The sequence below is a fragment of the Dryocola sharpae genome (assembly GCF_051307055.1).
Lineage (GTDB): Bacteria > Pseudomonadota > Gammaproteobacteria > Enterobacterales > Enterobacteriaceae > Dryocola.
On record NZ_CP149994.1, the window covers coordinates 777,982 to 803,684 of the forward strand.

The 25,703-nt window shown below is 54.4% G+C and carries 21 protein-coding genes, 2 tRNA genes and 2 rRNA genes; 17 read left to right on the forward strand and 8 right to left on the reverse strand.

Annotated elements, in window-relative coordinates:
- Positions 1–3 precede the first annotated feature (3 nt).
- From lpxA to WLO31_RS03715, 9 genes are all read left to right on the forward strand, one after another.
- Positions 4–792 (forward strand): acyl-ACP--UDP-N-acetylglucosamine O-acyltransferase, encoded by a 789-nt coding sequence (lpxA, locus tag WLO31_RS03675; protein ID WP_435929156.1) that lies wholly within the window; start codon positions 4–6, stop codon positions 790–792.
- Positions 793–1,941 carry a lipid-A-disaccharide synthase gene (gene lpxB / locus WLO31_RS03680; RefSeq protein WP_435929157.1) on the forward strand — a complete coding sequence of 383 codons (1,149 nt, stop codon included), beginning with the start codon at positions 793–795 and terminating at the stop codon, positions 1,939–1,941.
- The gene (gene rnhB, locus WLO31_RS03685; RefSeq protein WP_435929158.1) at positions 1,938–2,534 is read left to right on the forward strand and encodes a ribonuclease HII; all 597 of its coding nucleotides are present in this window, start codon (positions 1,938–1,940) and stop codon (positions 2,532–2,534) included. The genes lpxB and rnhB overlap by 4 nt, the downstream gene beginning before the upstream one ends.
- 38 nt (positions 2,535–2,572) lie before the next feature.
- Positions 2,573–6,055 (forward strand): DNA polymerase III subunit alpha, encoded by a 3,483-nt coding sequence (gene dnaE, locus WLO31_RS03690; RefSeq protein ID WP_435929159.1) that lies wholly within the window; start codon positions 2,573–2,575, stop codon positions 6,053–6,055.
- A 12-nt stretch (positions 6,056–6,067) separates the two neighbouring features.
- Positions 6,068–7,027: an acetyl-CoA carboxylase carboxyl transferase subunit alpha gene (gene accA, locus WLO31_RS03695; RefSeq protein ID WP_435929160.1), complete on the forward strand. Its 960-nt coding sequence runs from the start codon at positions 6,068–6,070 to the stop codon at positions 7,025–7,027.
- A 116-nt stretch (positions 7,028–7,143) separates the two neighbouring features.
- Complete coding sequence (locus tag WLO31_RS03700) at positions 7,144–9,285, forward strand: lysine decarboxylase LdcC (RefSeq protein ID WP_435929161.1); 2,142 nt, start codon at positions 7,144–7,146, stop codon at positions 9,283–9,285.
- Between the two features lie 56 nt (positions 9,286–9,341).
- Positions 9,342–9,731: a VOC family protein gene (locus tag WLO31_RS03705; RefSeq protein WP_435929162.1), complete on the forward strand. Its 390-nt coding sequence runs from the start codon at positions 9,342–9,344 to the stop codon at positions 9,729–9,731.
- A 63-nt stretch (positions 9,732–9,794) separates the two neighbouring features.
- Positions 9,795–11,105 carry a tRNA lysidine(34) synthetase TilS gene (tilS, locus tag WLO31_RS03710; protein WP_435930503.1) on the forward strand — a complete coding sequence of 437 codons (1,311 nt, stop codon included), beginning with the start codon at positions 9,795–9,797 and terminating at the stop codon, positions 11,103–11,105.
- A gap of 8 nt (positions 11,106–11,113) precedes the next feature.
- Positions 11,114–11,413, forward strand: coding sequence for a c-type cytochrome (locus tag WLO31_RS03715; RefSeq protein WP_435930505.1), 300 nt, complete (start codon positions 11,114–11,116; stop codon positions 11,411–11,413).
- Between the two features lie 46 nt (positions 11,414–11,459).
- On the opposite strand, the gene rof is transcribed toward WLO31_RS03715, so the two are convergent.
- The gene (gene rof / locus WLO31_RS03720; protein WP_435929163.1) at positions 11,460–11,720 is read right to left on the reverse strand and encodes a Rho-binding antiterminator; all 261 of its coding nucleotides are present in this window, start codon (positions 11,718–11,720) and stop codon (positions 11,460–11,462) included.
- On the reverse strand, positions 11,707–11,907 hold the full coding sequence (locus WLO31_RS03725; RefSeq protein ID WP_202301084.1) for a YaeP family protein: 201 nt from the start codon (positions 11,905–11,907) through the stop codon (positions 11,707–11,709). Before WLO31_RS03725 ends, rof begins: the two co-directional genes overlap by 14 nt.
- A gap of 204 nt (positions 11,908–12,111) precedes the next feature.
- Here WLO31_RS03725 and WLO31_RS03730 point away from each other — a divergent pair, with 204 nt between their 5' ends.
- The 3 genes from WLO31_RS03730 to nlpE are packed head-to-tail and all read left to right on the forward strand — an operon-like array spanning position 12,112 to position 13,808.
- Positions 12,112–12,654 (forward strand): YaeQ family protein, encoded by a 543-nt coding sequence (locus WLO31_RS03730; protein WP_167610837.1) that lies wholly within the window; start codon positions 12,112–12,114, stop codon positions 12,652–12,654.
- Positions 12,654–13,073: an alternative ribosome rescue aminoacyl-tRNA hydrolase ArfB gene (gene arfB / locus WLO31_RS03735; RefSeq protein ID WP_435929164.1), complete on the forward strand. Its 420-nt coding sequence runs from the start codon at positions 12,654–12,656 to the stop codon at positions 13,071–13,073. Before WLO31_RS03730 ends, arfB begins: the two co-directional genes overlap by 1 nt.
- A 36-nt stretch (positions 13,074–13,109) precedes the next feature.
- Positions 13,110–13,808, forward strand: a complete 699-nt coding sequence (gene nlpE / locus WLO31_RS03740; protein WP_435929165.1) for an envelope stress response activation lipoprotein NlpE — start codon at positions 13,110–13,112, stop codon at positions 13,806–13,808.
- A 55-nt stretch (positions 13,809–13,863) separates the two neighbouring features.
- Here the strand turns inward: nlpE and proS are convergent, their stop codons facing one another.
- The 6 genes from proS to metN all read right to left on the reverse strand — a co-directional run bounded on the left by proS (position 13,864) and on the right by metN (position 19,500).
- Complete coding sequence (proS, locus tag WLO31_RS03745) at positions 13,864–15,582, reverse strand: proline--tRNA ligase (protein ID WP_435929166.1); 1,719 nt, start codon at positions 15,580–15,582, stop codon at positions 13,864–13,866.
- Between the two features lie 158 nt (positions 15,583–15,740).
- On the reverse strand, positions 15,741–16,448 hold the full coding sequence (gene tsaA / locus WLO31_RS03750) for a tRNA (N6-threonylcarbamoyladenosine(37)-N6)-methyltransferase TrmO (RefSeq protein WP_435929167.1): 708 nt from the start codon (positions 16,446–16,448) through the stop codon (positions 15,741–15,743).
- Positions 16,445–16,849, reverse strand: a complete 405-nt coding sequence (rcsF, locus tag WLO31_RS03755; protein WP_271121936.1) for an Rcs stress response system protein RcsF — start codon at positions 16,847–16,849, stop codon at positions 16,445–16,447. Before rcsF ends, tsaA begins: the two co-directional genes overlap by 4 nt.
- A gap of 114 nt (positions 16,850–16,963) precedes the next feature.
- Positions 16,964–17,779 (reverse strand): methionine ABC transporter substrate-binding lipoprotein MetQ, encoded by an 816-nt coding sequence (metQ, locus tag WLO31_RS03760; RefSeq protein ID WP_435929168.1) that lies wholly within the window; start codon positions 17,777–17,779, stop codon positions 16,964–16,966.
- Between the two features lie 43 nt (positions 17,780–17,822).
- Entirely contained in the window at positions 17,823–18,476 is a 654-nt protein-coding gene (locus WLO31_RS03765) for a methionine ABC transporter permease MetI (protein WP_435929169.1), read from the reverse strand.
- Positions 18,469–19,500, reverse strand: coding sequence for a methionine ABC transporter ATP-binding protein MetN (metN, locus tag WLO31_RS03770; RefSeq protein WP_435929170.1), 1,032 nt, complete (start codon positions 19,498–19,500; stop codon positions 18,469–18,471). Before metN ends, WLO31_RS03765 begins: the two co-directional genes overlap by 8 nt.
- A gap of 189 nt (positions 19,501–19,689) precedes the next feature.
- Between metN and gmhB the strand changes: the two genes are divergently transcribed.
- From gmhB to WLO31_RS03795, 5 genes are all read left to right on the forward strand, one after another.
- A complete protein-coding gene (gene gmhB, locus WLO31_RS03775; RefSeq protein ID WP_435929171.1) occupies positions 19,690–20,250 on the forward strand; it encodes a D-glycero-beta-D-manno-heptose 1,7-bisphosphate 7-phosphatase in 561 nt (186 codons plus the stop codon).
- A 392-nt stretch (positions 20,251–20,642) separates the two neighbouring features.
- A 16S ribosomal RNA gene (locus WLO31_RS03780) occupies positions 20,643–22,185 on the forward strand.
- Positions 22,186–22,253: 68 nt separating this feature from the next.
- Positions 22,254–22,330: transfer RNA gene (locus WLO31_RS03785), tRNA-Ile, on the forward strand.
- 115 nt (positions 22,331–22,445) lie between these two features.
- A tRNA-Ala gene (locus WLO31_RS03790) sits at positions 22,446–22,521 on the forward strand.
- 195 nt (positions 22,522–22,716) lie between these two features.
- Positions 22,717–25,624: ribosomal RNA gene (locus WLO31_RS03795) — 23S ribosomal RNA — on the forward strand.
- The 16S and 23S rRNA genes sit together here with 2 tRNA genes alongside, the layout of an rRNA operon.
- Positions 25,625–25,703 lie beyond the last annotated feature (79 nt).

The following is a 25,703-nucleotide window of genomic DNA, read 5'->3' on the forward strand; positions in this document are numbered from 1 at the left end:
TACGTGATTGATAAATCCGCCTTTATTCATCCATCATCCATTGTGGAAGAGGGCGCCGTTATTGGCGCTAACGTCCATATTGGCCCGTTTTGCGTAGTTGGTCCGCATGTTGAGATCGGTGAGGGAACCGTGCTGAAATCTCACGTCGTGGTAAATGGACATACGACCATTGGCCGTGATAATGAGATTTACCAGTTCGCCTCCATTGGTGAAGTTAACCAGGACCTTAAATATGCAGGGGAACCCACTCGCGTGGAGATTGGCGATCGCAACCGCATTCGCGAGAGCGTCACTATCCATCGTGGCACAGAACAGGGCGGTGGCTTGACGAAGGTGGGCTGCGATAACCTGCTGATGATCAACGCACACGTAGCGCACGATTGTACCGTCGGAAATCGCTGTATCCTCGCGAATAACGCAACGCTTGCAGGCCACGTTTCCGTTGATGATTTCGCCATCATCGGCGGCATGACCGCGGTGCACCAGTTCTGCATTATTGGCGCGCACGTGATGGTTGGCGGCTGCTCCGGCGTTGCACAGGATGTTCCGCCGTACGTTATCGCGCAGGGCAACCACGCCACGCCGTTTGGCGTCAATTTTGAAGGGTTAAAACGCCGTGGCTTCAGCAAAGAAGCGCTGCACGCTATTCGCAACGCTTATAAGCTATTGTACCGCAGCGGTAAAACCCTCGACGAGGCAAAACCGGAAATCGCTGAGCTTGCTAAAGTGCATCCGGAGGTTAACGCATTTGTTGAATTCTTTGCGCGCTCCACGCGCGGTCTGATTCGCTAAATGAAGCCCGGTCGTCCCCTTACGATTGCCCTGGTCGCCGGAGAAACGTCCGGCGATATTCTTGGTGCAGGATTACTACGCGCTCTGAAGGCGCAGCACCCGGACGCACGCTTTGTGGGTGTAGCAGGCCCGCGTATGCAGGCCGAAGGCTGTGAAGCCTGGTATGAAATGGAAGAGCTGGCGGTAATGGGCATCGTAGAAGTGCTCGGTCGCCTGCGTCGCCTGCTGCATATCCGCGCTGATTTGACCCGCCGCTTTACCGAGCTGCAGCCGGATGTGTTTGTCGGTATCGACGCGCCTGATTTTAATATCACCCTGGAAGGCAATCTTAAAAAGCAGGGCATTCGCACGATTCATTACGTCAGCCCTTCCGTCTGGGCATGGCGCCAGAAACGCGTTTTCAAAATTGGCGCCGCTACCGATCTGGTGCTCGCCTTCCTGCCTTTTGAGAAAGCGTTTTATGACAGGTTTAACGTTCCCTGCCGTTTTATCGGGCATACCATGGCCGATGCCATGCCGCTGGATCCGGATAAAAACGCAGCGCGCGCAACGCTTGGCATCTCCCCGGAGGTAAAATGTCTGGCGTTGCTGCCCGGCAGCCGCGGTGCAGAAGTTGAGATGCTAAGCGGCGATTTCCTGCGAACCGCGCAGCTTCTTCGGCGTCGTTTTCCGGATCTTGAGATAGTCGTGCCGCTGGTGAACGCCAAAAGGCGCGAGCAGTTTGAAAAAATTAAAGCCGAAATCGCACCCGAACTGAACGTGCATCTGCTGGATGGAATGGGGCGCGAGGCGATGGTCGCAAGCGACGCTGCGTTGCTGGCTTCCGGCACGGCGGCGCTTGAATGCATGCTGGCGAAATGCCCGATGGTGGTCGGTTATCGCATGAAGCCGTTTACCTACTGGCTCGCGAAACGCCTGGTGAAAACCGATTATGTCTCTCTGCCTAACCTTCTTGCCGGCCGCGAACTGGTAAAAGAGCTGCTTCAGGAAGCGTGTGAGCCCGCCGCGCTGGCGGCCGCGCTGGAACCGCTGCTTGCAGACGGCGCGCAGAGCCATCAGATGCACGACACTTTCCGTGTTCTGCATGAAAAAATCCGCTGTAATGCAGACGTTCAGGCGGCAGATGCCGTGCTGGAGTTAGCGCAATGATGGAATTTATCTATCCGCACACGCATCTGGTTGCGGGTGTGGATGAAGTGGGCCGCGGCCCGCTGGTTGGCGCTGTCGTCACGGCCGCCGTTATCCTCGATCCGGCAAAACCTGTTATCGGTCTTGCGGATTCAAAGAAACTTTCGGAAAAAAGACGTAATGCGCTCTACGATGAAATCATCGAAAAAGCGCAGGCCTGGAGCATTGGGCGCGCCGAGCCGGAAGAGATTGACCAGCTAAATATTTTGCACGCAACCATGCTCGCCATGCAGCGTGCCGTTGCGGGCCTGGGCATTGTGCCGGAATATGTTCTTATCGATGGAAATCGCTGCCCTGCATTGCCCATGCCTTCGCTGGCCGTAGTAAAAGGGGATAGCCGGGTTGCTGAGATAAGCGCCGCGTCGATACTCGCCAAAGTCACGCGCGATCGCGAAATGGCGACCCTGGATCTGAGTTTTCCACAGTACGGATTTGCCCAACATAAGGGCTACCCAACGGCTTTTCACCTCGAAAAGCTGGCAGAGCACGGTGCCACAGTGCACCATCGTCGCAGTTTTGCTCCGGTCAGGCGCGCCCTTGGGCTGGCCTCCTGACCTGCGGGTATCTGGTACACATTTAATCGGAATGAAAAATGGCTGAACCACGTTTCGTTCACCTGCGGGTGCACAGTGATTATTCCATGATCGATGGGCTGGCAAAAATCGGGCCGCTGGTGAAAAAAGCCGCGGCGCTGAATATGCCGGCTTTAGCTATTACCGATTTTACTAACCTGTGCGGCCTGGTGAAGTTTTATGGCGGCGCCCATAACGCCGGAATTAAGCCCATTATCGGCGCGGATTTTAACGTCGCCAATGAATTACTGGGCGATGAGCTTAGCCATCTTACCGTGCTTGCCGCCAACAATATCGGCTACCAGAACCTGACGTTGCTTATTTCTAAAGCCTATCAGCGTGGCTACGGCGCAGCAGGCCCGGTTATCGATCGCGGCTGGCTTGCGGAGCTGAACGAAGGGCTGATCCTGATTTCCGGCGGGCGGATGGGGGATATTGGCAAAAACTTGCTGCGTGGAAACCATACCCAGGTCGATCAGTGCCTGGAGTTCTACCAGCAGTATTTTGCCGATCGCTTCTATCTGGAGCTGATCCGTACGGGCCGTGCCGATGAAGAAAATTATCTGCATGCCGCCGTCGCCCTTGCCGACGAGCGCGGCCTGCCGGTCGTCGCCACCAACGACGTACGTTTTATTGACGCCACCGACTTCGACGCACACGAAATCCGCGTTGCCATCCACGATGGCTTCACGCTCGACGATCCAAAACGCCCGCGCAACTATTCCACGCAGCAGTACATGCGCAGCGAAGAAGAGATGTGCGAGCTGTTCTCGGATATCCCGGAAGCATTAGAAAACAGCGTTGAGATTGCCCGACGCTGTAACGTCACCGTAAGGCTGGGTGAATACTTCCTGCCGCAGTTCCCGACCGGAAATATGACCACCGAAGATTTCCTGGTCGTAAAATCTAAAGAAGGTCTGGAAGAGCGGCTGGAATTCCTGTTCCCGGATCTGGCTGAGCGCGCCGAAAAGCGCCCGCCGTATGACGAGCGTCTGGATATTGAGCTGCAGGTTATCAACCAGATGGGCTTTCCGGGCTACTTCCTGATCGTGATGGAGTTTATCCAGTGGTCGAAGGATAACGGCGTGCCTGTAGGCCCGGGCCGCGGCTCCGGCGCGGGGTCGCTTGTGGCCTATGCGCTGAAAATCACCGACCTCGATCCGCTGGAATTCGATCTGCTGTTCGAACGTTTCCTCAACCCGGAACGCGTGTCGATGCCCGACTTTGATATCGACTTCTGCATGGAAAAGCGCGATCGGGTTATCGATCACGTAGCCGAAATGTACGGGCGCGATGCGGTATCGCAGATCATCACCTTCGGCACCATGGCGGCGAAAGCGGTTATCCGCGACGTGGGCCGCGTGCTGGGCCACCCGTACGGATTTGTCGATCGCATCTCTAAGCTGATCCCGCCCGATCCGGGCATGACGCTGGCGAAAGCTTTCGAAGCCGAGCCGCAGCTGCCTGAGATCTACGAAGCGGACGAGGAAGTCAAAGCGCTGATCGACATGGCGCGCAAGCTGGAAGGCGTCACGCGTAACGCCGGTAAGCACGCCGGTGGCGTCGTTATCGCCCCTACGAAAATCACCGATTTTGCTCCGCTGTATTGCGACGATCAGGGGCAGAACCCGGTCACCCAGTTCGATAAAAACGACGTGGAATACGCGGGCCTGGTGAAGTTCGACTTCCTTGGTTTGCGTACGCTCACTATCATCGACTGGGCGCTGAAAATGATTAACCCGCGTCGGGCGAAGCAGGGGCTTGAGCCGATTGATATCGCCGCCATTCCGCTCGACGACAAAAAAAGCTTCGACATGCTGCAGCGCTCGGAAACCACCGCGGTCTTCCAGCTTGAATCCCGCGGCATGAAGGATCTGATCAAACGTCTGCAGCCCGACTGCTTCGAAGATATGATTGCGCTGGTGGCCCTGTTCCGTCCGGGCCCGCTGCAGTCCGGCATGGTGGATAACTTTATCGACCGTAAGCACGGCCGCGAAGCGATCTCCTATCCTGATATTCAGTGGCAGCACGAAAGCCTGAAGCCGGTGCTGGAGCCGACCTACGGCATTATCCTGTATCAGGAACAGGTTATGCAGATAGCCCAGGTGCTCTCCGGCTATACCCTCGGCGGCGCGGATATGCTGCGTCGCGCGATGGGTAAAAAGAAACCGGAAGAGATGGCCAAGCAGCGGTCGAGCTTCGAAGACGGCGCGAAAGCCAACGGCATTGACGGCGAGCTGGCGATAAAAATCTTCGACCTGGTGGAGAAATTCGCCGGTTACGGGTTTAACAAATCCCACTCCGCCGCCTATGCATTAGTTTCCTACCAGACGCTGTGGCTCAAGGCGCACTATCCGGCGGAGTTCATGGCGGCGGTAATGACCGCCGATATGGATAACACCGAAAAGGTGGTAGGCCTGGTGGATGAGTGCTGGCGCATGGGATTAAAAATTCTGCCGCCGGACATTAACTCGGGCTTGTACCATTTCCATGTGAACGACGACGGCGAAATTGTTTACGGCATCGGCGCGATTAAAGGCGTGGGCGAGGGCCCGATTGAAGCGATTCTTGAGGCGCGTAACGAAGGCGGCTATTTCCGCGAGCTGTTCGATCTCTGTGCCCGTACCGATACGAAAAAGCTAAACCGCCGCGTGCTGGAAAAACTGATTATGTCCGGGGCGTTTGACCGCCTTGGGCCGCACCGCGCCGCGCTGATGAACGCGCTGGGCGACGCCCTGAAAGCCGCCGATCAGCATGCGAAAGCGGAAGCTATTGGCCAGGCGGACATGTTTGGCGTGCTGGCCGAAGAGCCGGAACAGATTGAGCAATCCTATGCCAGCGTCATCCCGTGGCCGGAACACACGGTGCTGGACGGCGAGCGTGAAACGCTGGGGCTCTATCTTACCGGCCACCCCATCAACCAGTATCTGAAAGAAATTGAGCGCTATGTCGGCGGCATGCGCCTGAAAGAGATGCACCCGACAGAACGTGGTAAAATGACCACGGCTGCGGGTCTGGTGATTGCTTCACGGGTCATGGTGACCAAACGAGGCAATCGCATTGGCATCTGTACTCTCGACGATCGCTCCGGTCGTCTGGAAGTGATGTTATTCACAGATGCGTTAGAAAAGTACCAGCATCTGCTGGAAAAAGACCGTATCCTGATCGTCAGCGGACAGGTCAGCTTTGATGACTTCAGCGGCGGCCTTAAAATGACCGCTCGCGAATTGATGGACATTGACGAAGCCCGTGAAAAGTATGCTCGCGGGCTTGCTATCTCGCTGACGGACAGGCAAATTGATGACCAGCTTTTAAACCGTCTCCGTCAGTCTCTGGAACCCCACCGTTCGGGGACAATTCCGGTACATCTCTACTATCAGAGGGAAGATGCACGTGCGCGGTTGCGCTTTGGCGCAGCATGGCGTGTCTCACCCAGCGATCGTTTACTCAACGATTTGCGTACTCTGATTGGGTCGGAGCAGGTGGAACTGGAGTTTGACTAATACAGGAATACTATGAGTCTGAATTTCCTTGATTTCGAACAGCCGATTGCAGAGCTGGAAGCGAAAATCGATTCCCTGACCGCCGTTAGCCGTCAGGATGAAAAATTGGATATTAATCTGGACGAAGAAGTGCAGCGTCTGCGTGAAAAAAGCGTAGAGCTCACACGTAAAATCTTCGCCGATTTAGGAGCATGGCAAATTGCTCAACTGGCGCGCCATCCGCAGCGCCCGTATACATTCGATTACCTTCGTCTCGCTTTTGAAGAGTTTGACGAACTGGCGGGCGACCGCGCCTACGCTGACGATAAAGCTATCGTCGGTGGCATTGCGCGTCTTGACGGCCGTCCGGTGATGGTCATTGGCCACCAGAAAGGGCGCGAAACCAAAGAGAAAATCCGCCGTAACTTTGGTATGCCGGCACCCGAAGGCTATCGTAAGGCGCTGCGCCTGATGGAGATGGCTGAGCGTTTCAATATGCCAATCATTACCTTCATCGATACGCCTGGCGCCTATCCGGGCGTGGGCGCGGAAGAGCGCGGCCAGTCCGAAGCTATTGCCCGCAACCTGCGTGAAATGTCTCGCCTGAAAGTGCCGGTCATCTGTACGGTCATTGGCGAAGGCGGTTCCGGCGGTGCGCTGGCAATCGGCGTTGGCGATAAGGTGAATATGCTGCAGTACAGCACCTATTCCGTTATCTCCCCGGAAGGCTGTGCTTCTATTCTGTGGAAGAGCGCTGATAAAGCACCTCTTGCCGCAGAAGCGATGGGCATTATCGCACCACGTCTGAAAGAGCTGAAGCTTGTCGATACCGTCATCCCGGAACCACTGGGCGGCGCGCATCGTAATCCGGAAGCGATGGCCGCGTCGTTGAAAGCGCAGCTGCTGGCGGATCTCGCCGATCTGGATGTGCTGAACAAAGATGAGCTGCTTAACCGCCGTTATCAGCGTCTGATGAGCTACGGCTACGCCTGATCTCCTGCGCCAGTTTGACGTTAAGGGCCGGATTTTCCGGCCCTTTTTGCTTCTGTCGCTTCAATGAAAAGCGCATTGCGCTATGCTTACCAGAGACTTTTGCCAGGAGGTAAGCTGTGAATATCATCGCCATCATGGGACCGCAGGGCGTTTTTTATAAAGACGAGCCGATCAAAGAGCTGCATCAGCAGCTGGAGAAGCAGGGCTTCCAGCTCATCTATCCGACCAACAGCACCGACCTGCTGAAACTCATCGAACACAACCCAAGAATTTGCGGCGTGATTTTCGACTGGGACGAATACAGCCTCGATCTGTGCAGCGAAATTAATCTGCTTAACGAGTACCTGCCGCTTTACGCCTTTATCAACACCCACTCGTCGCTGGACGTCAGCGTCAACGAGATGCGCATGGCGCTGTGGTTCTTTGAATATGCCCTCAGCGCCGCGGACGACATCGCCGTGCGTATCAGCCAGTATACCGACGAGTATCTTGATAACATCACGCCGCCCTTAACCAAAGCGCTGTTCACCTATGTTAAAGAAGCCAAATATACCTTCTGTACGCCGGGACATATGGCGGGAACGGCCTATCAGAAAAGCCCGGTGGGCTGCCTGTTCTATGACTTCTTCGGCGGAAATCTCTTAAAGGCGGATGTGTCTATTTCGGTAACCGAGCTGGGTTCACTGCTCGACCATACCGGCCCGCATCTGGAAGCCGAAGAGTACATCGCCCGCACCTTTGGCGCCGAGCAAAGCTATATGGTGACCAACGGCACATCCACCTCGAACAAAATCGTCGGGATGTACGCCGCGCCTTCTGGCAGCACCGTTTTAATTGACCGCAACTGTCATAAATCGCTGACGCATCTGCTGATGATGACCGACCTGGTGCCCATCTGGTTAAAGCCCACGCGTAATGCTTTGGGTATTCTGGGCGGCATCCCGAAACGCGAGTTCCTGCGTGAAAGCATTGCACAAAAAGTGGCCGCCACGAAAGATGCCCGGTGGCCGGTACATGCCGTCATCACCAACTCGACTTATGATGGCCTGCTCTACAACACCGAATTTATTAAGCATACGCTGGACGTCCCCTCCATCCACTTTGATTCCGCCTGGGTTCCCTATACCAATTTTCACCCCATTTACCAGGGAAAAAGCGGCATGAGCGGCGAACGGGTGCCGGGCAAAGTTTTCTACGAAACGCAGTCCACCCACAAATTACTGGCGGCGCTTTCGCAGGCATCTCTGATTCACATTAAAGGTGATTATGACGAGCAAACCTTTAATGAAGCCTACATGATGCATACCACCACTTCGCCGAGCTATCCGCTGGTGGCCTCCATAGAAACGGCGGCCGCCATGCTGCGCGGCAATCCCGGCAGGCGTTTAATTAACCGCTCCGTGGAAAGGGCGCTGCATTTTCGCCGCGAGGTTCAGCGCCTGCGTGAGGAGTCGGAGGATTGGTTCTTCGATATCTGGCAGCCGGAACATATCGACGAAGCCGCCTGCTGGCCAATCTCACCTGGTGAAGAAGACTGGCATGGCTTTAAAGATGCCGATGACGATCATATGTATCTCGATCCGATTAAAGTCACCATTCTTACGCCCGGGATGAACGAGCTGGGCAGCATGGCTGATGAAGGCATTCCGGCAGCGCTGGTGGCGAAGTTTCTCGACGAGCGCGGCGTGGTGGTTGAGAAGACCGGGCCGTACAACCTGCTGTTTCTGTTCAGCATCGGCATCGACAAAACCAAAGCGCTCAGCCTGCTGCGCGGCCTGACCGAGTTTAAACGTTCCTACGATCTCAACCTGCGGGTCAAAAATATGCTGCCGGATCTCTATGCCGAAGATCCTGACTTCTACCGTAATATGCGTATTCAGGATCTTGCGCAGGGGATCCACAGGCTCATCAAACAGCATAATTTGCCGGACTTAATGCTGCGGGCGTTTGACGTCCTGCCGGAAATGATATTGACGCCGCATCAGGCGTATCAGCAGCAGGTAAAAGGGAATGTTGAAACGGTTGAAATCGAACAGCTCCTGAACCGGGTTTCGGCAAATATGATCCTGCCGTATCCGCCTGGCGTGCCGGTGGTGATGCCCGGCGAGATGATCACCAACGAAAGCCGTGCGGTGCTCGATTTTCTGCTGATGCTCTGTTCGGTAGGCGAGCATTATCCCGGCTTTGAAACCGATATTCACGGAGCGAAGCTTGGAGAGGATGGCATATACCGGGTACGAGTCTTAAAAGAGGTATAGCGTCTTGATTTGCCGTGGTGCGATGGTTACCGTGCGAAAAAGACAAAGGAGCACTTATGCTGGGTTTAAAGCAGGTTCATCACATCGCCATCATCGCCTCGGATTACCAGCTCAGTAAGCAATTTTACTGCGACATTCTGGGCTTTACGCTGCAGGCGGAAGCGTACCGCGAGGAGCGGGACTCCTGGAAAGGCGATCTGGCGTTAAACGGGCAGTATGTTATCGAACTTTTCTCCTTCCCGTTTCCACCCGCGCGCGCAAGCCGCCCGGAAGCATGTGGTCTGCGCCATCTGGCATTTAGCGTTGAAGATCTCGACCAGGCAATTGCGCATCTGGAAAAGCATGGCGTAAGCTGCGAACCCGTTCGCATTGACCCCTTTACCGATAAGCGCTTCACCTTTTTTGCCGACCCCGACGGCCTGCCGCTGGAACTTTACCAGCAGTAGCTCTTGCCTCTCTCGTCGTTGCCCGGTAACGTGCCGGGCAAACCCTCACGTAAATTACTGATTATGGATCTCCACCCCTTATTGTCACTACTTCATCCGCACCGCAGCCTGCTGGTGGCGTTTAGCGGCGGGCTGGATTCCACGGTTTTGCTGCATCAGCTGGTTTCGCTGCGCGACACTGTCGCCCCCGAGCTGCGTCTGCGCGCGATGCATATTCATCATGGGATAAGCCCACATGCTGATGAATGGGTAAGCCACTGCGAGCGGCTTTGCGCGCGGTGGAACGTTCCCTTCGAAGTGGCTTATGTGCATCTGGCGGATGATGGAAAAGGCATTGAAGCGCAGGCGCGCGCGGCCCGCTATCAGGCGTTAACTGATGAACTGCGGCCGGGCGAAGCGCTGTTAACTGCACAGCACCTTGACGATCAGTGCGAAACTTTTTTGCTGGCGCTTAAACGCGGGAGCGGACCGGCGGGCCTTGCGGCGATGCCGGCAAAACTGGATTTTGCCGGTACAACGCTGTTGCGCCCGCTTCTTGGCCAGAGTCGTGCGGCGTTAGAAGAATGGGCAACAGTGCATCAGCTAACCTGGATTGAGGATGAGAGTAATCAGGATGACGCTTACGACAGAAATTTTCTGCGGCTGCGCGTTGTGCCTGTTTTACAGCAGCGCTGGCCGCATTTTGCCCACAGCGTAGCCCGCAGCGCCGAGCTTTGCGGCGAGCAGGAAGCGCTGCTGGATGAATTGCTGGCCGAACAGCTTTCCACCCTGCTGCAGGAAGATGGCGCTTTGCGTATCGCACCCTTAACTGGACTGAGCGAAGCTCGCCGGTCAGCGCTTCTGCGACGCTGGTTGGCTTTTCATCACGCACCGATGCCATCTCGGGCCGCATTACAGCGCGTCTGGGATGAGATTGCGTCCAGCCGTGAGGACGCCAATCCTCGCCTGAAGTTCGGCAACTATGAAGTTCGCCGTTTTCAGGGGGCGCTTTACCGGGTGCCGTTGTTGGACGGGCAGGGCGATGCCGTGGTGAACTGGCGCGCGCCTTACGCTCCGCTGCATCTGCCGGCTGGTCTTGGCATCCTGAAACTGAGCGCTGAAGGAGAGGCGGTTCGTGCCCCGCGTCATGACGAAGCGGTCACCATCCGTTTTAAAGCAAGCGGCAATCACCATATCGTCGGGCGCGATCGCGGCAGAAGCCTGAAGAAAATCTGGCAGGAGTTGCGGATCCCTTCATGGCAGCGCAATATCACCCCGCTGGTATTTTATGGCGAGCAGTTAATTACCGCCCCGGGTATATTCGTCACCCGTGAGGGACAGGCAACGGATCGATCGTGCTGGCATATAGACTGGCAAAAGGAGACACAGCAGTGAAAAGAGCGATGACCCTGGTTGGGCTGATGATGTGTACTTTACCCGCGCTTGCAAACGGCGATGCGCAAGCGGGCGAGCAAAAAGCCGTAATGTGCGTGGCCTGTCACGGCGCGAGCGGTAAGGTTTCCGTACCTATGTACCCGAATCTTGCCGGGCAAAATGAAAAATATCTTGAGCACGCGCTTCAGGCATACAAGAAAGGTGAGCGCAGCGGCGGGCAGGCGGAGATCATGAAGGCCTACGTCAGCGGCTTATCCGATGAGGATATCAGCAACCTTGCCGCCTATTATGCTGCAATGAAGCCATAAAAAAACGGACAGCCGTTGGGCTGTCCGCTTCTCCTGCGTTTTTACGTCAGGATTCGCTGACGACGACGGTGCCGATTTCAGGATGACTGAAGCTGGTGATTTTATCGAGCCGAACTTCACGCGTGCTGCCCGCATCATCGATAAGCAAATATTCGACGTTTTTACGAGACACGAGATCGCCTGCTTTCGCTTTCAACACCTCTCCGCTCTTCAGCTCCAGCGTCAGTAACAGGTGATGCTGGCAGGCGAGCTCAAGATTGTCATAGTCATCACAATTGATGGGTTGATAGGTATCATTCAAAGACATAATCGCTCACCAGTAAGTTCGCGGCAGCATACGCCGCCTGTTCCCTGATAGATTCTGGCTGTGCTTCGTTACAGGCCACTTCATTCAGCACCTTAAGGACGCAACCTAACGCATCCGGAATGTAACCTAAATCACCGCTTGCGATCTCCGCATAGCGCTGTCGAACCAGTTCACAATACTTTTCCACACGCCCTCCTGTCAGAGTCTCGACTTCAGACTTAATCGTGGATGGAACTTAAGCCTACGAAGATAAACCCTGTTTAGCAAGGTGGACTATACCACAGGCATGAAACCGATATCAGCAGCGTAAATACCTGCTGTGGTGAATACCTGACAGCGTTTTAGCGAGGTTTTCGCTACAATGAGCGCCAACTAAATCTGGAGAAGTGTGATGGCGTTAAAAGCGACGATCTACAAAGCGATGGTGAACGTTGCCGATCTCGATCGCAATAAGTTCCTGGACAGCAACCTGACGTTGGCGCGCCATCCGTCTGAAACGCAAGAGCGCATGATGCTACGCCTGCTGGCGTGGATTAAATATGCGGATGAACGCCTGCAATTTTCCCGTGGTTTGAGCGCGGAAGAGGAGCCGGAGATTTGGCAGCACAACGATCATTTAGGTATCGATCTGTGGATTGAGCTGGGCCTGCCGGAAGAGCGTCGGGTGAAAAAAGCCTGCAGCCAGTCGGCGGAAGTGGCGCTGTTTACCTACAATAGTCGTGCGGCCGAAATATGGTGGCAGCAAAATCAGAACAAACTGAGCCAGTTTAAAAACCTCAGCATCTGGTATCTGGACGATGAGCAGCTGGCTAAGTTAAGCGAGTTCGGCACGCGCAGCATGAATTTGCAGGCGACCATCCAGGATGGCGCAATCTGGCTGTCGGATGCCGAAAATAACGTTGAAATACACTTTACCGCGTGGCTTCGCCATTGATGATTAGCGTTTCCCGAACGGTTGACATACCCGATCAAGAAGTGATGATTACGGCGATCCGGGCGCAGGGCGCGGGCGGTCAGCATGTGAATAAAACCTCAACGGCTATTCACCTGCGTTTTGATATCCGCGCTTCCAGCTTGCCGGAATATTATAAAGAACGGCTGCTTGCGGCGAGCCATCATCTCATCACACCCGATGGCGTGGTGGTGATAAAAGCGCAGGAATACCGCAGCCAGGAGATGAACCGTGAAGCCGCCGTTGCCCGCCTGGTTTCCTTAATCAAGGAATTAACCGCCGAGCAGAAAAGCCGCCGGGCGACCAGGCCGACGCGCGCTTCAAAAGAGCGTCGCCTGGCGACCAAAGCGCAAAAATCAACGACGAAATCGCTGCGCGGAAAAGTTCGTCGCCCCGAGTGAAAGGGGCGGTCAGGTCATTAGCATAAGGAAGAGACGGTGAAAAAATTACTCTTATCGGCAGCGGCTGTTTGCAGTCTGTTTGCGCTTTTTGGCTGTAATAACCGTGGCGAAGTGCAAACCCTGCAACCTGTGCAGGCCGCAGAACTCAAACCAATGCAGCAGAGTTATAAAGGAGTGCTGCCCTGTGCGGACTGCGCGGGGATCGAGACCTCGCTGTTTCTTGAGAAAGACGGTACCTGGGTTCTGAACCAGCGCTATCAGGGGGCGGAATCACCTGCGGTATTTGCCTCTTACGGTAGCTGGGTCCGCACGGCTGATAAGCTCGTTTTGACAGAAAGCGACGGAGAAAAACTCTATTTTCGTCCACAGGACGGGGGACTTGAGATGCTCGACCGCGAAGGGAATCCCGTTGAGTCACAGTTTGACTATACGCTGAAACCCACAAACGACGCTTTGCCCGCCACGCCGATGGCGATGAAAGGAATGTATAAATACATGGCTGATGCGGCGATATTCCAGGATTGCGCCACCGGGCGCACCTTTGCCGTAGCCAGCAATGCGGAGCTGGAGCGCGGCTACGCAGCGGCGCGCGGTAAGGATATGCAGCCCGTGCTATTGATGATGGAGGCGCATTTTACCCTGCAGGCTTCGCCAGACAGCGGTGAGCTGCAGAAAACGCTCATGGCGGATAAAGCCGCGAAGTTCGTATCGGGTAAAGATTGTTCCAACGGATAAAAATGGATAAAAAAAGCCCTGCAAAAGCAGGGCTTTTTTATGTGGATAAGAAAAGCTAGCGCGGGATCTGGCTCAGCAGGAAATCGATGATTTCGCCGGTCTTAATCATCTGCTTCTCGCCAACGCGACGGTTTTTGTATTCGACTTCTTCGCTGTCGAGGTTGCGGTCGCCGATAACCACCATATGCGGAACGCCAATCAGCTCCATATCCGCAAACATCACGCCCGGGCGCTCTTTACGGTCGTCCAATAGCACGTCGATGCCTTTGGCGCGCAGGGTAGCGTAAAGCTCTTCCGCCAGCTCTTTCACGCGGAAAGATTTGTGCATGTTCATCGGCAGGATAGCGACCTGGAAAGGCGCAATGGCGTCCGGCCACAGAATGCCGCGCTCGTCGTTGTTCTGCTCAATGGCCGCCGCCACAACGCGCGTAACCCCGATACCGTAGCAGCCCATGGTCAGCGTCTGGTTACGGCCATCTTCACCCTGAACGGACGCTTTCATCGATTCGGAATACTTGCTGCCGAGCTGGAAGATGTGGCCTACTTCAATGCCGCGTTTAATCAGCAGCGTGCCTTTGCCGTCCGGGCTTGGATCGCCTTCCACCACGTTACGGATATCCGCAACCTGCGGCAGCGCTACGTCGCGCTCCCAGTTGATCCCCACGAAGTGTTTGCCGTCGATGTTTGCGCCAGCGGCAAAATCGCTCATCGCCGCAACGGTGCGGTCAATCACAACTGGAACCGGCAGATTCACCGGCCCAAGAGAGCCCGGGCCTGCATTAGCCACGGCGCGGATCTCTGCTTCGGTGGCGAAGGTCAGCGGGCTTGCTACCTGCGGCAGTTTCTCCGCTTTCACTTCGTTCAGTTCATGATCGCCACGAACCAGCAGAGCGACCAGCGGATAAGCGCTGCCTTCGGTCGCTTTGACCAGCAGGGTCTTCACGGTTTTCTCAATCGGCAGATTGAACTGTTCTACCAGGTCAGCGATGGTTTTCGCATTCGGGGTGTCAATCTGCGTCATTTCTGCGGTTGGCGCAGCACGATCGCCGGCTGGCGCTACGGCCTCTGCGAATTCGATATTGGCTGCGTAATCTGATTCTGTAGAGAAAATCACATCGTCTTCGCCGCTCTGCGCCAGCACCTGGAACTCATGGGATGCGCTGCCGCCGATGGAACCGGTATCTGCTTCAACAGCGCGGAAATCCAGACCCATACGGGTGAAGATTTTGCTGTAGGCCTGGTACATCGCATCGTAAGTTTCCTGCAACGATTCCTGAGTAGTATGGAAAGAGTAAGCGTCTTTCATCAGGAATTCGCGTGAGCGCATGACGCCGAAGCGCGGGCGCACTTCGTCACGGAACTTGGTCTGGATCTGGAAGAAGTTCAGCGGCAGCTGTTTATAAGAGCTCAGCTCGTTACGAATCAGATCGGTGATGACCTCTTCATGCGTTGGGCCGAGCACAAACGGACGATCGCCGCGATCGACAAAGCGCAGCAGCTCCGGGCCGTACTGTTCCCAGCGGCCGCTCTCCTGCCACAAATCGGCGGGTTGAACAACGGGCATGCACATCTCAATGGCACCGGCGTTGTTCATCTCTTCACGCACGATATTTTCGACTTTTTTCAGGACGCGCAAACCGGTTGGCAACCAGGTGTATAAACCGGAGGCGAGTTTGCGGATCATCCCGGCGCGCAGCATCAGCTGATGGCTGATGACTTCGGCGTCGGCAGGGGTCTCCTTCAGAGTGGAGAGCAGATATTGGCTAGTACGCATGTTGTTACGGTTCCATTTGAACGGCTGATAATCACAAAGAAGGAAAAACCACGCTTTTACCTTTTTTGTCAACAAACTGCGGCTGCAAAGCAGCCTGCTTCAAAAAAGTGGTTTAGTTTACCAGTGTGGCAGGGATGTCAAAAGAGAGGGGCGCTAAATTAACGTTCTTCAACGGCAAACACTTCAGAACCCTGCTCCGTAACGCGCCAGCGCACATTGAAATCAAGCAGCGCTACGGCATAGGTTTTACCCGCCTCTTCGCCCTTACGATAGGCTGGTCGAGGATCCTGGGCCAGCACCTGCTGGATAAAGCGCGCAATATTCGGCCAGGCGTTATCCAGCCGGGCTAATTGTTGCTGCACACCAATGGTGAAATAGACCGGCATATCGGCAGCGGGCGCGTTCTGGGCGTAGCCCGCCACGGCATCAGGTAATGCCTCGGCAAAGGGAAGATAAGGTTTGATATCAACAATCGGCGTGCCATCAACCAAATCCAGGCTGCCAAGCTCCAGAATCACCTGGCTTTTCTCGCAGCGAATGCCTTTCAGCTCTACCAGCGACATGCCGATGGGGTTGGGGCGGAAGGTCGAGCGCGTGGCAAAGACGCCCATACGCGCGTTGCCGCCAAGACGGGGAGGGCGCACGGTCGGACGCCAGCCGCCTGCCATCGTCTGGTGGAAGACAAATAGCAGCCACAGGTGGCTAAAGCCTTCCAGGCCGCGCACGGCATCGGCCAGGTTAAAAGGCGGCAGCAAGTGGAGTTCGCCGCCTCCGTCCGCCACCAGCCCTGGCTGGCGCGGAACGGCAAACTTCTCTTTGTACGGGGAGCGAATTACACCAATCTGTTCAAAGGTGAATGCTGTCATTTCGCCGAAACGTTCAGCGCAGAACCAACGCAAACCGCCTGGCGATAGCAGCCTGGCGTACCGCTGGTGACGTCGCAGCTATGCAGCAGCACCGCGTTCGCTTTCATTTTTGATGCATTAATCTGCAGACGTTTACGTGCGGTTGGGATATTCGGCGGGGAGTCCTGATTGCTTGCCTGGCAGGATTCGCCGCTGACTTCGCCCAGATCGCGGAACGGCTTGCCGACCAAATCTTCCGCATTGGTATAGATTTTTACCGGAGCCGGGCGCGGCGCTTTAGGCTTAGCAGGTTCAGCTTTCGCTGGTGTTGCAGTGCTTTGAACGGGTTCAACGGGGGATCTGCTTAGCATAGAACAGCCGCTCAGCATGACTGCTAATAAACAGATCGGTAAAGCACGCATAATTTTTCCTCAATGAATGATAAATCGGGAATATTGAATCAAGCTCTTGCAAAAATAACAAGACGGGCATGAGCCCGTCTTAGATTATTTACGTAAAAAGAGTGAAAGGGAAATTTACCAGCCTTTAACCGCGCCGCCGTTGAAGACTTTATTTGCCGCCTCATAAACTTCGTCAGACTGGTAAGCCTCAACGAATTTCTTCACGTTTTCCGCATCTTTATTATCTTCGCGAGTTACGATCAGGTTCACATACGGAGAATCTTTATCTTCCACAAAGATACCGTCTTTGGCTGGAGTCAGGCCAATCTGGCTTGCGTAGGTGGTGTTGATAACCGCCAGTGCAATCTGCGCATCGTCCAGGGAACGCGGCAACTGTGGCGCTTCCAGCTCAACCAGCTTCAGGTTTTTTGGATTCTCGGTAACGTCTAGTACGGTTGGCAGCAGGCCAACGCCATCTTTCAGCTTGATGAGACCCTGTTTTTGCAGCAGCAGCAGAGAGCGGCCAAGGTTAGTTGGGTCGTTTGGTAGGGCGACCTGCGCGCCGTTTTGCAGCTCATCCAGCGATTTGATTTTTTTGGAGTAACCGGCAATCGGATAAACGAAAGTGTTGCCAACGGAAACCAGCTTGTAGCCGCGATCTTTAATCTGCTGATCGAGATAAGGTTTGTGCTGGAAGGCGTTAGCGTCGATATCGCCTTTGCTCAGCGCTTCGTTTGGCAGCACGTAATCGTTAAAGGTTACCAGCTCAACGTCGAGGCCATACTTCTCTTTGGCAACTTTCTGCGCCACTTCAGCAACCTGCTGCTCGGCACCCACAATAACGCCAACTTTGATATGGTTTGGATCTTTCTCATCCTGACCACAACCCACCAGAGCCAGTGAACCAATCAAAGCACCAACCGCCGCAAAGGTTTTAAATTTAAAAGACATATCCCTTCCTTACTTGAGTAAAAACGATGTTGTGTTGAACGTCTTATTTGTGAGTAACAGCCCGGACGATACGATCGCCAGATAGCTGAATTAAATACACCAATACCACCAGTAACACTAATACCGTATTCATCACGGTAGCGTTATAACCGATATAACCATACTGATAACCAATCTGGCCTAAGCCGCCAGCGCCGACCGCGCCGCCCATAGCAGAGTAACCTACCAGCGTAATCAGGGTGATAGTGGCCGCGTTGACCAGGCCCGGCAGCGCTTCAGGCAGCAGTACCTTGCGGATAATCTGCATCGGCGTTGCCCCCATCGCGCGGGACGCTTCAATCAGGCCCGATGGAATTTCCAGCAGCGCATTCTCCACCATACGTGCGATGAAAGGCGCGGCGCCTACGGTTAGCGGCACAATGGCTGCCTGCAGGCCGATGGACGTACCGACTATCGCGCGGGTGAAGGGAATCATCCATACCAGCAAGATAATGAAAGGAATGGAGCGGAAGATATTCACCAGCGCCGACATAGCACGGTAAAGCTTCACGTTCGCGCTAATCTGCCCTGGACGCGTAATATAAAGCAGCACGCCTACCGGCAGACCGATAACAAAACCAAAGAAGCCGGACACAAAGGTCATCGCCAGCGTTTCATAGACGCCCTTAAGCAGCAACCACATCATTGGCTCAGACATAACCCAGCACCTCTACTTTTACATGTTGTTCTTTCAGCCAGGCAATTGCGGCTTCCGTGTCGTTTTGCGCACCGTGCATTTCACACAGCATGATGCCGAACTTCACGCCGCCGGCGTAATCCATCTGGGCGCTGATGATATTGCTGTTAACGTTGAAGGTACGGGCCGTCTCGGAAAGTAAAGGCGCGTCAACTGACTGACCGGTAAATTCCAGACGCAATAAGGGAACAAATTCATCGCGCGTTTCTGCGCTCAGGCGCTGAGCGTAATCTTCCGGAATATCCAGGTGCAGGGTGGACTGAATAAACTGCTGCGCCAGCGGGGTCTTCGGATGGGAGAAGACTTCGCTTACGGTATCTTGTTCTATTAACTCGCCATCGCTGATAACGGCTACGCAGTCGCAGATGCGTTTCACCACGTCCATTTCATGGGTGATAAGCAGGATGGTTAAGCCAAGGCGACGGTTAATATCTTTCAGCAATTCGAGAATGGAACGGGTAGTGGCAGGGTCGAGCGCGCTGGTAGCTTCATCGCACAGCAACACTTTAGGATTGCTGGCCAGCGCACGAGCGATAGCTACGCGCTGCTTCTGCCCGCCGGAAAGGTTAGCCGGATAGACGTCATGCTTTTCGCTTAAGCCTACGAGATCCAGAAGCTCGCTGACGCGACGCTTAACTTCTTCGCGCGGCGTATTGTCGAGTTCCAGCGGCAAAGCTACGTTGCCGAAAACCGTGCGGGACGAGAGTAGGTTAAAGTGCTGGAAGATCATGCCGATCTGGCGGCGAGCTTTCGTTAATTGACCTTCAGAGAGCGTCGTCAGCTCCTGACCATCAACCAGTACGGAGCCTTGCGTCGGGCGCTCAAGCAGGTTCACGCAGCGGATCAGGGTGCTTTTACCCGCGCCGGATGCGCCAATCACGCCATAAATTTGCCCGGCAGGAACGTGCAGACTGACGTTATTCAACGCCTGTATGGTGCGGTGCCCTTGCTGAAACACTTTGGTGATGTTTGAAAGTTTAATCATTAGGTTATTTATTATCGTATAAGAGTTAGCCGTGGCATTTTCTACTGCCGAGGACGGGCGACGACCGTCATCGGTATGGATGTTAAGGCATCCAGACGTCTAAATCAATCGGGGCGTGATTGTCTGTTCTCACCCGCTCCCCAAATCATGCGATACTAAGGACAATAATCCAGTATCAGGAGTTTCCAGGTGGCACAGTCCGTACCCGCTATTTTTCTCGACCGCGATGGCACTATTAATGTCGATCATGGCTACGTCCATGAAGTCGACCAGTTTGAATTTATCGACGGCGTGATCGACGCCATGCGTGAATTAAAAGAGATGGGCTATGCGTTGGTGCTGGTCACCAACCAGTCGGGGATCGCCCGCGGCATGTTCACGGAAGATGATTTTGAAAACCTGACCGAATGGATGGACTGGTCGCTGGCCGACCGTGGTGTCGATCTTGATGGCATCTATTATTGTCCTCACCATCCGGAAGCAGTAGTAGAAGAGTTTCGCCAGGCCTGCGATTGCCGCAAGCCGCAGCCGGGTATGTTGTTATCCGCCGCCGAGTATCTGCACATTGATATGGCCGCTTCTTATATGGTTGGCGATAAATTAGAAGACATGCAGGCGGCTCAAGCCGCAAACGTCGGGACAAAAGTGCTGGTGCGTAGCGGCAAGCCGGTAACAGAAGAAGGCGAAGCGGCAGCGGATCTGGTCATCAATAGCCTTGCTGACCTGCCAAAAGCGATTAAAACGCGCTAAAAATCGGCTTAACGATTAAAAAATGCGCGGTCGGAAATTATTTTGAAATTAGGGGTTGTCAGCCTCCGAAAAATCCCTATACTGCGCCTCCACTGACACGGCACAACGGCTTACAAACCGGCCCGTCAGGCAGACGAAAGCGAAAATAAACGCTTGACTCTGTAGGAGGAAAGCGTAATATACGCCACCTCGCAACAGCAGGCTCAGCCGCTCGTTGCACGCTCTTTAACAATTTATCAGACAATCTGTGTGGGCACTCGCAGGATTGATATCTCAGCATCTCCGGATGCAAAAAAATATCAAGCCTTAAAGTGACCAGACAGTAATTCATTATGAATTATGTGAATGTAATCTTTGAGCACCGCTTCACTGGTTGAAGCACATCAAGCTTTTAATTGAAGAGTTTGATCATGGCTCAGATTGAACGCTGGCGGCAGGCCTAACACATGCAAGTCGAGCGGCAGCGGAAAGTAGCTTGCTACTTTGCCGGCGAGCGGCGGACGGGTGAGTAATGTCTGGGAAACTGCCTGATGGCGGGGGATAACCACTGGAAACGGTGGCTAATACCGCATAACGTCGCAAGACCAAAGAGGGGGACCTTCGGGCCTCTTGCCATCAGATGTGCCCAGATGGGATTAGCCAGTTGGTGGGGTAACGGCTCACCAAAGCGACGATCCCTAGCTGGTCTGAGAGGATGACCAGCCACACTGGAACTGAGACACGGTCCAGACTCCTACGGGAGGCAGCAGTGGGGAATATTGCACAATGGGCGCAAGCCTGATGCAGCCATGCCGCGTGTATGAAGAAGGCCTTCGGGTTGTAAAGTACTTTCAGCGGGGAGGAAGGCGGTGCGGTTAATAACCGCGCCGATTGACGTTACCCGCAGAAGAAGCACCGGCTAACTCCGTGCCAGCAGCCGCGGTAATACGGAGGGTGCAAGCGTTAATCGGAATTACTGGGCGTAAAGCGCACGCAGGCGGTCTGTCAAGTCGGATGTGAAATCCCCGGGCTCAACCCGGGAACTGCATCCGAAACTGGCAGGCTAGAGTCTTGTAGAGGGGGGTAGAATTCCAGGTGTAGCGGTGAAATGCGTAGAGATCTGGAGGAATACCGGTGGCGAAGGCGGCCCCCTGGACAAAGACTGACGCTCAGGTGCGAAAGCGTGGGGAGCAAACAGGATTAGATACCCTGGTAGTCCACGCCGTAAACGATGTCGACTTGGAGGTTGTGCCCTTGAGGCGTGGCTTCCGGAGCTAACGCGTTAAGTCGACCGCCTGGGGAGTACGGCCGCAAGGTTAAAACTCAAATGAATTGACGGGGGCCCGCACAAGCGGTGGAGCATGTGGTTTAATTCGATGCAACGCGAAGAACCTTACCTACTCTTGACATCCAGAGAACTTAGCAGAGATGCTTTGGTGCCTTCGGGAACTCTGAGACAGGTGCTGCATGGCTGTCGTCAGCTCGTGTTGTGAAATGTTGGGTTAAGTCCCGCAACGAGCGCAACCCTTATCCTTTGTTGCCAGCGAGTAATGTCGGGAACTCAAAGGAGACTGCCAGTGATAAACTGGAGGAAGGTGGGGATGACGTCAAGTCATCATGGCCCTTACGAGTAGGGCTACACACGTGCTACAATGGCGCATACAAAGAGAAGCGACCTCGCGAGAGCAAGCGGACCTCATAAAGTGCGTCGTAGTCCGGATCGGAGTCTGCAACTCGACTCCGTGAAGTCGGAATCGCTAGTAATCGTGGATCAGAATGCCACGGTGAATACGTTCCCGGGCCTTGTACACACCGCCCGTCACACCATGGGAGTGGGTTGCAAAAGAAGTAGGTAGCTTAACCTCCGGGAGGGCGCTTACCACTTTGTGATTCATGACTGGGGTGAAGTCGTAACAAGGTAACCGTAGGGGAACCTGCGGTTGGATCACCTCCTTACCTGAAAGATACGTTCCGCGCAGTGTCCACACAGATTGTCTGATAGAAAACGAGCAGTAAAACCTTATAGGCTTGTAGCTCAGGTGGTTAGAGCGCACCCCTGATAAGGGTGAGGTCGGTGGTTCAAGTCCACTCAGGCCTACCAGATTCGTCGCTATCCTGCGTTACAGCGCCACTCACATACTTAAGTATGCTTCATGGCGCTGCGCCTTGTCTGGCAACGAACTGATGGTGAATCAATAAGGTTTTACGAAATCGATGGGGCTATAGCTCAGCTGGGAGAGCGCCTGCCTTGCACGCAGGAGGTCAGCGGTTCGATCCCGCTTAGCTCCACCATCATTTAATGCTCGGTCATATCTCAAAACTGATTCTCAGGAATCACGTTTGAGATATTTGCTCTTTAAAAATCCGGAACAAGCTGAAAATTGAAATGACATGTCGTCTCATTCTTCCGTAATAAAGAATGAGAATACGATATGTCCAAGTCTCTCAACTTTTCATCACCTGAAGCGAAACATCTTCGGGTTGTGAGGTTAAGCGACCAAGCGTACACGGTGGATGCCCTGGCAGTCAGAGGCGATGAAGGACGTGCTAATCTGCGATAAGCGCCGGTAAGGTGATATGAACCGTTATACCCGGCGATTTCCGAATGGGGAAACCCAGTGCAATCCGTTGCACTATCGTTAAGTGAATACATAGCTTAACGAAGCGAACCGGGGGAACTGAAACATCTAAGTACCCCGAGGAAAAGAAATCAACCGAGATTCCCCCAGTAGCGGCGAGCGAACGGGGAACAGCCCAGAACCAGCATCAGTCTGTGTGTCAGTGGAAGCGTCTGGAAAGGCGCAGGGTACAGGGTGATACTCCCGTACACAAAGACACACTTGCTGTGAGTTCGACGAGTAGGGCGGGACACGTGGTATCCTGTCTGAATATGGGGGGACCATCCTCCAAGGCTAAATACTCCTGACTGACCGATAGTGAACCAGTACCGTGAGGGAAAGGCGAAAAGAACCCCGGCGAGGGGAGTGAAACAGAACCTGAAACCGTGTACGTACAAGCAGTGGGAGCCTCTTTTATGGGGTGACTGCGTACCTTTTGTATAATGGGTCAGCGACTTATATTCTGTAGCAAGGTTAACCGTATAGGGGAGCCGCAGGGAAACCGAGTCTTAACTGGGCGTTAAGTTGCAGGGTATAGACCCGAAACCCGGTGATCTAGCCATGGGCAGGTTGAAGGTTGGGTAACACTAACTGGAGGACCGAACCGACTAATGTTGAAAAATTAGCGGATGACCTGTGGCTGGGGGTGAAAGGCCAATCAAACCGGGAGATAGCTGGTTCTCCCCGAAAGCTATTTAGGTAGCGCCTCGTGAACTCATCTCCGGGGGTAGAGCACTGTTTCGGCTAGGGGGCCATCCCGGCTTACCAACCCGATGCAAACTGCGAATACCGGAGAATGTTATCACGGGAGACACACGGCGGGTGCTAACGTCCGTCGTGAAGAGGGAAACAACCCAGACCGCCAGCTAAGGTCCCAAAGTCATGGTTAAGTGGGAAACGATGTGGGAAGGCACAGACAGCCAGGATGTTGGCTTAGAAGCAGCCATCATTTAAAGAAAGCGTAATAGCTCACTGGTCGAGTCGGCCTGCGCGGAAGATGTAACGGGGCTAAACCATGCACCGAAGCTGCGGCAGCGACGCGTATGCGTTGTTGGGTAGGGGAGCGTTCTGTAAGCCGTTGAAGGTGGCCTGTGAGGGCTGCTGGAGGTATCAGAAGTGCGAATGCTGACATAAGTAACGATAAAGCGGGTGAAAAGCCCGCTCGCCGGAAGACCAAGGGTTCCTGTCCAACGTTAATCGGGGCAGGGTGAGTCGACCCCTAAGGCGAGGCCGAAAGGCGTAGTCGATGGGAAACAGGTTAATATTCCTGTACTCGGTGTCACTGCGAAGGGGGGACGGAGAAGGCTATGTCGGCCGGGCGACGGTTGTCCCGGTTTAAGCGTGAAGGTGTGAAGACCAGGCAAATCCGGTCTTCTTTAACACTGAGGCGTGATGACGAGGCACCACGGTGCTGAAGTGACAAATGCCACACTTCCAGGAAAAGCCTCTAAGCTCCAGGTGACACAGAATCGTACCCCAAACCGACACAGGTGGTCAGGTAGAGAATACCAAGGCGCTTGAGAGAACTCGGGTGAAGGAACTAGGCAAAATGGTGCCGTAACTTCGGGAGAAGGCACGCTGGCGCGTAGGTGAAGCGGTTTACCCGTGGAGCTGAAGCCAGTCGAAGATACCAGCTGGCTGCAACTGTTTATTAAAAACACAGCACTGTGCAAACACGAAAGTGGACGTATACGGTGTGACGCCTGCCCGGTGCCGGAAGGTTAATTGATGGGGTTAAGCGCAAGCTGAAGCTCCTGATCGAAGCCCCGGTAAACGGCGGCCGTAACTATAACGGTCCTAAGGTAGCGAAATTCCTTGTCGGGTAAGTTCCGACCTGCACGAATGGCGTAATGATGGCCAGGCTGTCTCCACCCGAGACTCAGTGAAATTGAAATCGCTGTGAAGATGCAGTGTACCCGCGGCAAGACGGAAAGACCCCGTGAACCTTTACTACAGCTTGACACTGAACACTGGTCCTTGATGTGCAGGATAGGTGGGAGGCTTTGAAGCGCGGACGCCAGTCTGCGTGGAGCCATCCTTGAAATACCACCCTTTAATGGCTGGTGTTCTAACGTGGACCCGTTACCCGGGTTGCGGACAGTGTCTGGTGGGTAGTTTGACTGGGGCGGTCTCCTCCTAAAGCGTAACGGAGGAGCACGAAGGTCAGCTAATCACGGTCGGACATCGTGAGGTTAGTGCAAAGGCATAAGCTGGCTTGACTGCGAGAGTGACGGCTCGAGCAGGTGCGAAAGCAGGTCTTAGTGATCCGGTGGTTCTGCATGGAAGGGCCATCGCTCAACGGATAAAAGGTACTCCGGGGATAACAGGCTGATACCGCCCAAGAGTTCATATCGACGGCGGTGTTTGGCACCTCGATGTCGGCTCATCACATCCTGGGGCTGAAGTAGGTCCCAAGGGTATGGCTGTTCGCCATTTAAAGTGGTACGCGAGCTGGGTTTAGAACGTCGTGAGACAGTTCGGTCCCTATCTGCCGTGGGCGCTGGAGAATTGAGGGGGGCTGCTCCTAGTACGAGAGGACCGGAGTGGACGCATCACTGGTGTTCGGGTTGTCATGCCAATGGCACTGCCCGGTAGCTAAATGCGGAAGAGATAAGCGCTGAAAGCATCTAAGCGCGAAACTTGCCCCGAGATGAATTCTCCCTGACCCTTCAAGGGTCCTGAAGGAACGTTGAAGACGACGACGTTGATAGGCTGGGTGTGTAAGTGCAGCGATGCATTGAGCTAACCAGTACTAATGATCCGTGAGGCTTAACCTTACAACACCGAAGGTGTTTTGGTGCGAGACGATTTAATTTTCAGCGATGTTCAGGATTGACGCCGGTGGTCACGTGTTTA